The sequence below is a fragment of the Thiohalocapsa sp. genome, from assembly GCF_022340605.1.
Classification (GTDB): Bacteria; Pseudomonadota; Gammaproteobacteria; order Chromatiales; family Chromatiaceae; genus Thiohalocapsa.
The window spans coordinates 1-6,409 of sequence record NZ_JAJDNQ010000106.1; the positions used below are offsets into that span (position 1 = coordinate 1).

At 66.8% G+C, this 6,409-nt stretch carries 9 protein-coding genes; 1 reads left to right on the forward strand and 8 read right to left on the reverse strand.

What is annotated here, in order from left to right; translation table 11 throughout:
• Positions 1 to 480: nucleotidyltransferase family protein (locus tag LJE69_RS13895; RefSeq protein WP_296926034.1), on the reverse strand; the 480-nt coding region annotated here is incomplete at its 3' end.
• Positions 481 to 632: 152 nt separating this feature from the next.
• Positions 633 to 1,925: a glycosyltransferase WbuB gene (locus LJE69_RS13900; RefSeq protein WP_296926036.1), complete on the reverse strand. Its 1,293-nt coding sequence runs from the start codon at positions 1,923 to 1,925 to the stop codon at positions 633 to 635.
• 136 nt (positions 1,926 to 2,061) lie between these two features.
• Between LJE69_RS13900 and LJE69_RS13905 the strand changes: the two genes are divergently transcribed.
• Positions 2,062 to 2,730: a 2OG-Fe(II) oxygenase gene (locus LJE69_RS13905; RefSeq protein WP_296926039.1), complete on the forward strand. Its 669-nt coding sequence runs from the start codon at positions 2,062 to 2,064 to the stop codon at positions 2,728 to 2,730.
• A 108-nt stretch (positions 2,731 to 2,838) separates the two neighbouring features.
• Here the strand turns inward: LJE69_RS13905 and LJE69_RS13910 are convergent, their stop codons facing one another.
• The 6 genes from LJE69_RS13910 to LJE69_RS13935 form a co-directional block, all read right to left on the reverse strand.
• Entirely contained in the window at positions 2,839 to 3,057 is a 219-nt protein-coding gene (locus LJE69_RS13910; protein WP_296926040.1) for a hypothetical protein, read from the reverse strand.
• 155 nt (positions 3,058 to 3,212) lie between these two features.
• The gene (locus LJE69_RS13915; protein WP_296926042.1) at positions 3,213 to 3,737 is read right to left on the reverse strand and encodes a hypothetical protein; all 525 of its coding nucleotides are present in this window, start codon (positions 3,735 to 3,737) and stop codon (positions 3,213 to 3,215) included.
• A gap of 11 nt (positions 3,738 to 3,748) precedes the next feature.
• Entirely contained in the window at positions 3,749 to 4,048 is a 300-nt protein-coding gene (locus LJE69_RS13920; protein ID WP_296926043.1) for a DUF5132 domain-containing protein, read from the reverse strand.
• Between the two features lie 138 nt (positions 4,049 to 4,186).
• Positions 4,187 to 5,020: a putative DNA-binding domain-containing protein gene (locus tag LJE69_RS13925; RefSeq protein ID WP_296926044.1), complete on the reverse strand. Its 834-nt coding sequence runs from the start codon at positions 5,018 to 5,020 to the stop codon at positions 4,187 to 4,189.
• The gene (locus tag LJE69_RS13930; RefSeq protein WP_296926046.1) at positions 5,007 to 5,870 is read right to left on the reverse strand and encodes a DUF692 domain-containing protein; all 864 of its coding nucleotides are present in this window, start codon (positions 5,868 to 5,870) and stop codon (positions 5,007 to 5,009) included. Before LJE69_RS13930 ends, LJE69_RS13925 begins: the two co-directional genes overlap by 14 nt.
• Positions 5,871 to 5,916: 46 nt before the next feature.
• Positions 5,917 to 6,138 (reverse strand): low-complexity protein, encoded by a 222-nt coding sequence (locus tag LJE69_RS13935; protein WP_296926049.1) that lies wholly within the window; start codon positions 6,136 to 6,138, stop codon positions 5,917 to 5,919.
• Between the last annotated feature and the right edge of the window lie 271 nt (positions 6,139 to 6,409).

The window sequence follows — 6,409 nt, forward strand, 5'->3', positions numbered from 1 at the left end:
GAGCTGGTAGGAGGCAAAGCTGCTGGCTGGCGAAATGGCGGCGGTGTACCCGCAGTCCAGAAGAACGCCGTGAGCGGCCGCTCGCTGATCCACGGGGATCAGGACGTCCGTATCGCCGCGCGGCCGCAGGTAGGGGGCTTCATAGTGTGTATAAGCGAGAGGTGCACCCTTGAGCAGTAGTGCCGGCACGCCCGCTGAGTCCAACGCATCTAGCAGTTGACGGATCTCGCGTTGCCAGAGAACCTCGGTGACTGCTTGGGCGCGTGTCGTCTGGGCGAACTGCTCCAGCAGTGCTTGAGGCCACAGCAATAGGGACTTGGCTTTGACGGCGCATCTGTGTAGCAATGGTTCGACGCCATGCAGGCGGGCAAGCGTGGCGATTGACTCCACCAAGGCCGAGGGTGCGGGTGTTGGGAATTTGGCATCGGAGCCGATAAGTCCGGCGCAGAGGAGCTGTTCTGCCAGCCGATCGACATGCAAGGGACCAGCGTGCGGCGTTCCAAGCGTTGTCGGCATTGCTAACTGCTTTCTAGGGTTACGCGGGTAGGGTATTACTCGGCTGCGTTGCCGGCGCCGAAGGCGGCGGCGTAGGCATCGCGCAGCCAGGTGGGATGTTGGCGTGCTGTGCGAGCCTATGCAACCGTGTCGGCAACGGCGTCGGTCGGCGCGGCGAGCGCCGACAGCAATTCCAACTCGAAACCCTTCAGCAGCGATTCACGTTCCAAGACATCGCAGGCGTAGGCTCGCGCCGAGTGTCCCAGCTGCGTACGCAGTTCCGCGTTGTTACCGAGGTGTTCAATGGCGTCGCGCAATTCGGACACAGATCCCGGGGGCACCACCAAGCCCGCGCGGCGGACGACCACGCCGACCTGCGTGTCGGGGTGCGCCGTCGCAATCACGGGTCTTCCGCTCGCGAGCATGCCGGTGAGCTTGGAGGGCATCACTAAGTCCGCCGCGTCTGCGCGCTGGGGAAGCAGGTGGACGTCTGCAAGATTCAAGAATGCGTTCAGGCGTTCCGCGGGTTGGAGTGGGAGCCATTGCATGTTGTCGATGCCGGCTGCCGCATCCCGCAACGCCCGGAAGCCGGAGCCGGACCCTGCCATGACAAAGCGGTAGCGGGGCTCTGCCAGCAGCGCCCGAGCGGTGTCCAGGATGATGTCCAGACCCTGCTTCTCGCCCATGCTGCCGGAGTATAGAAGCACAATAGCGTCGTCTGGGATACCAAGCTCGGCTCGGTAGGGGCTTGGCTCCGCCAAGGGGTAGATCTGCTTGGTGTCGACCCAGTTCGGGAACAGCTCGCATTGGGTTTCGCCCCCTGTCTTTTTCAGGGCTCGCTCCACCATCTTTTCGGAAATGGTCGAGACGCGGTCGAAGCGCCGCATGATCAGGCGCTCGATGCCATAGGCGAGGTGCCGGAGCGGTGCAAAGTTGAGCAGCCCGAGGTCGAAGGCTGCATCGACCTCGAAGTCCTGCACGTGCAGCCATGACCGGGCGCCGCAGAGTCGTGCGCAGAGTAGGGCGGGTACGGCGCCGAGCAGCGGTGGCTCCACGGCGAACACGACGTCAGGACGCCAACGGCGCTGGAGGAGCATCGGTAGCAAGCTGCTGAGCGCGAAGCTCAGCAGATGGAGTACCCGGCGGGCGCCGGTGACGCGCCGGGGCACCCAGATCGGGCAGCGGAGCACCTCCGCGCCGTCGATGGTTTCGCGGTGATAGGCATACGGCGAATAGCCGTCGGCCACTCGCCAATCCGGATAATAGGGCGGCGCACAGACGACCTTGACCTGATGACCGCGGGCCGTCAGCCAGCGCGCCATCTCGCCCGTGTACTTGCCGATGCCGACAGGCTCGGGGGTAAAGTTGAGGCCGTAAAGGAGTATGCGCATCGTGGGACGCTCCGGGTGTCTCATGACGGTGCTTGCCATCGTGGGCGGGACCAGCCTGGTGCGGTTGCGCGTGTGGCGTGCGGGACCGGCTGAGGGTTTCACTGCTGGTGCATCTGATGGACTGACTGAAGTCCCGAGCGCAGAATACGCCACCCTCCCGCGTGAGCATACGCCTTTGAGCGCCGATCCCTGCTCGCTTCCGCCCGACCGACCACCCGACCGACCACCTGGGGAACCCCCGGATCTACCTGAGCACATCGCCGCGACGCTTGCCGAGCACGGTTGGTGCGTTGCAGATGACTTCCTCGCGCCGCTCCTGGTCAGCCAGCTCAGGCACGAGGCGCGGCAGCGTTGGCGGAGCGGTGAGTTCCGGCGCGCCGGCGTCGGCCGCGGTGCCGATCTGACGGTCCGGTCCGAGGTGCGCACGGACCGCGTCCTGTGGCTCGACCCTGCCGACCTCAGTGCGGCACAGGGCCGCTACTGGGCAAGGCTGGAGGACGTGCGGCTCGCGGTCAATCGGACCATGTTCCTCGGTCTGCACGAGTTGGAGGCCCACTTTGCCGTCTATCCGGCTGGTGCCTATTATCGCAAGCACCTGGATAAGTTCCGTGGCATGGAGGGCCGGCAACTGAGCTGCGTCTTATACCTGAACGAGTGCTGGCAGGACGGCGACGGTGGTGCGCTGCGCATTTATGTGGATGCGGCGAATCCTGATGCCTATGTGGAAGTGCTGCCGGCTGGCGGGCGGCTCGTGACCTTCCTGAGTGCGCGCTTTTTGCATGAGGTGATGCCCGCGGGACGCGAGCGTTTCAGCCTTGTCGGCTGGTTCAGGCGCAGGGCTTAGCCGGGGCACGGGGTGCCCTCGCGGCGGATCGTAGGTCGGGTTAGCGCAGCGTAACCCGACCTACACCTTAGCCAGGGCACGGGGCGCGCTCGCGGAGTGTCGTTGGGCTCAGATCTTGGACTGAACGTCCTTCGGCAGGGCCTTCACCAACAGGCCCGTCAGCACCGAGAAGGTGGCGGTCACGGCGGCGATCTTGGCCAGCTCGCTGGGGGGCGGCATGGTCAGCTTGAACTCGCCGCGCGCCTTCGCCTGACCCATGTTGTAGTGAATCAGCGCCTCGGTCATGAAGACGCCGAAGGTGATGCCGGTGACGATGATGTTGCCCACGGACGGCTCCTGCGTGGTCGGTATTGCCCTTGAAGATAGCACAGGGCCGAACGGCGCCCGGGCTGGGCTGTCGCTTCGTTTGCGGCGCTGGGGCGGTCAGCTGGGGCTGCAAAGGGCCTGTCGACGCTTGGATTGGCCGCTGCCGTGGGGATGCCTCAGGCGGTGCCGGTGGGTGCGGTCTCGGGCGTGTCGGCCTGCGCGTGATGGCCAGCGGCGGCATCCCGTTCCAGGCGCATGCCTACCGCGAGGTCGACCACGTAAAGCAGCATGGTGAGCGCCGGTGCCAGCAGCTGGCCCTTGAGGAGTTGCTGGACGGAGAGGATGGCCATGATCAGGAAGACCATGATCCGCATGTCGTTCAGGGACATGTGGAACAGGTGGCGCTCCGCATGCTCGGGGTGCAGTTGCTCCTCGTGCAGTTGCAGCAGCCCGCCGCGGGTCAGGGCGTCGGCGATCAGGTGTTCCTGCACCGGATCGAACCAGATCAGCACGCTGCCGGTGGCGGGGTTGATGTTGACCTCGTCGATCTCCGGCTGGTTGTTGAGGTCTTCGTAGAGCCCCAGGAAGAAGGGCAGATCGTGCCGGCGCCGGGGCAGGCGCAAGCGCAGCCGGCCGGTGCTGCGGTGGGCGATGCGCGCGGGCTCGGGGGATGGGGCGGTGGCGGTGCGGTCCGCGCTCATGGTGTGGGGGCTCAGGCGTCGTCCTTTTTCTGCTCCGCGGCTTCGTGCATGGCCGCGACCGCCTGCTCGCGTTCTTCGCGCAGTTCGTCGCGCACCTCCGCCACCAGGTCGTCCATCACCTCGCCGACCTCGGCAGCCACCTCCTTGCCCTTCTCCCAGGCTTGCAAGCCGGCCTTGACGAGGGAGCGTGCCGCCGGGCGCACGTAGGGGGCCAGGAAGGCCACGGCGACGGGCACCAGCACGGCGACGCCGATGCCGATGGCGGTGTTGCGCACCGCCTTGCTCTTTCCCAGGGAGGTGAGTTCGGGCATGTCCGCGGGCTCCTTGTCGCGCCAGATCGGCTTCGTGTCGGCGCGCAGTCTAGCGCAAAGTCGCCGGTCGCGCGCCGCGGCCAAGCACGCGGAGGGCGCCTGGCGCAACCGAAGGTTGGGGTGCAGGGATGCGCGTGCTCAGCCGGTGCTCATTCGATCGGCATCGGGGTGGTCGGCCTCGGGCCGGCGGGTGCCGAGGACGACATCGCGCCGGCGCAGATCCGCCAGCATGCGGCCGCCGGCGGCGACGACCTGGTCCGGCTCCGGATGGGACAGCTCCGCCGCGATGGCCGCTAACACCTGGCGGCCGGTGCGCGGCTGTTCTTCTTGCAGCAGGGCCAAGAGTCGCTGGGTCAGGGCGTTGATCTCCAGGACCTCGACGCGCTCGGCGCGGTTGCGCCAGACGACCAGGTGGGTTGGCATCTCGCCGGGTGCGTCGGGCGCAAACCCCGGCGCGATCCGGTGTACCGGGAAGCGGTAGCTGAGGTTCCAGGCGAGTGGCGATACCACGGGTATGCCCGCCAGCAGGTCGCCGTTGGGGTCCGCGTGGCGCGGGTCCGGCTCGTCATCGCTGACGTCGAGTGCCAGCTCCACCCATTCGTAGTGGGCCAGCTCCAGCAGAAAGGGCGGGTCGTCCGTTGCCTGCGCGGAGCGGGCGTTGCCGAGATAGTCGAGGAACTCCTGCGAGAGCTCCAGGAACAGCGGGGTCGTGGCGCGATGCCGCACCATGAAGTCGCGGATCAGCGCATTCCAACGCGTGGCGCCGAGGATCTTGTGCAGCACCGGGAAGCCGTTCTTCAGCAGCCCGGAGATGTTGTTGAAGAAGAGCTCCCGGTAGATGGCCATGCGCCGGTCTTCCACGTCGGCCGGCGGCGGCGCGTGGTCCGGATCGCGGATGTGCGCCGCGAATGCCATCTGCGCGGCCAGAACGCTGGATGCCGGCGCGACGGCCTGGTGGTCAGGCTCGGCCATGGACGGCCTGCCGCTCTAGGGTTGGCGCGTGCCGCCGCTGCACTTCGGCGATGTGGGCGACTTCGTGCGCAAGCGCCGGCAGCGGCGGGATGTTGAAGTCGCGCTCCAGCAGCGTGGGAAAGACGCCGCAGCGCCGATAGGCGTGCGCCAGCAGGGCCCAGACCGGGTCGATGACGTCGGCGCCGTGGGTGTCCACGCGCAGGTCCGGGGCCTCCACACGGTGACCGGCGATGTGGCCGTAGCGCACCCGCTCGGTGGGCAGCCCCTCCAGGAATTCGACCGGGTCGTAGCCGTGGTTGATGCTATTGACGTAGATGTTGTTCAGGTCCAGCAGCAGGTCGCAGTCTGCCTCCGCCAGCACCGCGTTGATGAAGTCGATCTCGCGCATCTCCTGGCCGGGCGCGGCGTAGTAGGAGACGTTCTCCAGCGCGATGCGCCGCTCCAGAATGTCCTGAACCCGCCTGACGCGTGCGGCCACGTGGTGCACGGCTTCCTCGGTGAAGGGGATGGGCATCAGGTCATAGAGCTGGCCGTCGTCGGAGCAATAGCTCAGGTGTTCCGTATAGATTTGGATGCCGTGGGTGTCCAGGAAGTCCTTGACCCGGCGGATAAAGCCTTCGTCCAGCGGTGTCGGTGCGCCGATGGACAACGACAGCCCGTGGCAGACGAAGGGATGGCGCTCGGTCATGGCCCGGAACATGCGCCCCCAGCGGCCGCCGACGCCGATCCAGTTCTCGGGCGCGACCTCCCAGAAGCTCACCTGCGGAGCCGATTGCTCGACCGCGGCGGCGATGAACGCGCGCCGCAGGCCGAGACCGGCGCCATGAACGGGGCGATGGGACGCGTTCATGGCCTTCGCCGGTCGGATAGGATTGAGCGACGGCGGTGGGTCTGGCTCAAGTCTCGTCCTTCTCGTCGCCGCACTTGCCTTCACCTTCGCCCTTGGTCCCGCCGCAGCTACCCTCGCCGGCGAGTTGCATGTAGCCGCCATCGATCTGCGTGGCCGTGAAGAGCGCGTCCGCCGAGACACCGGTGGATTCCGCATGGGCCATGCTCAGGCCGCCCGCCAGGGCGGCGCCGACGATGGTGGCGACGGGGGTGATGGTCTTCTTGGACATGGTGCTTGCCTCGATGAGATTGGAGCTTGTAGGGGTTCGCGGGGCACGTGCGTGGGCCATCCGGCCATCTCTGCTTCGGCCAGTGAGCATTCACGTGCCAGAGGCGTTGATAGCACGGATCTGACGCCAAAAACACAGAGCAGCACTAGGTCTTTACCGTCGCCAGTGTCCATCGAGCCAACGCCGTCTCATCGGCGCCGCGATTGTCTGGTGCAGTGCCGAGGTGCGGGTCAGCACGGCGCCGGCGCTGGGCACGGGGCCCGCCGCCGCA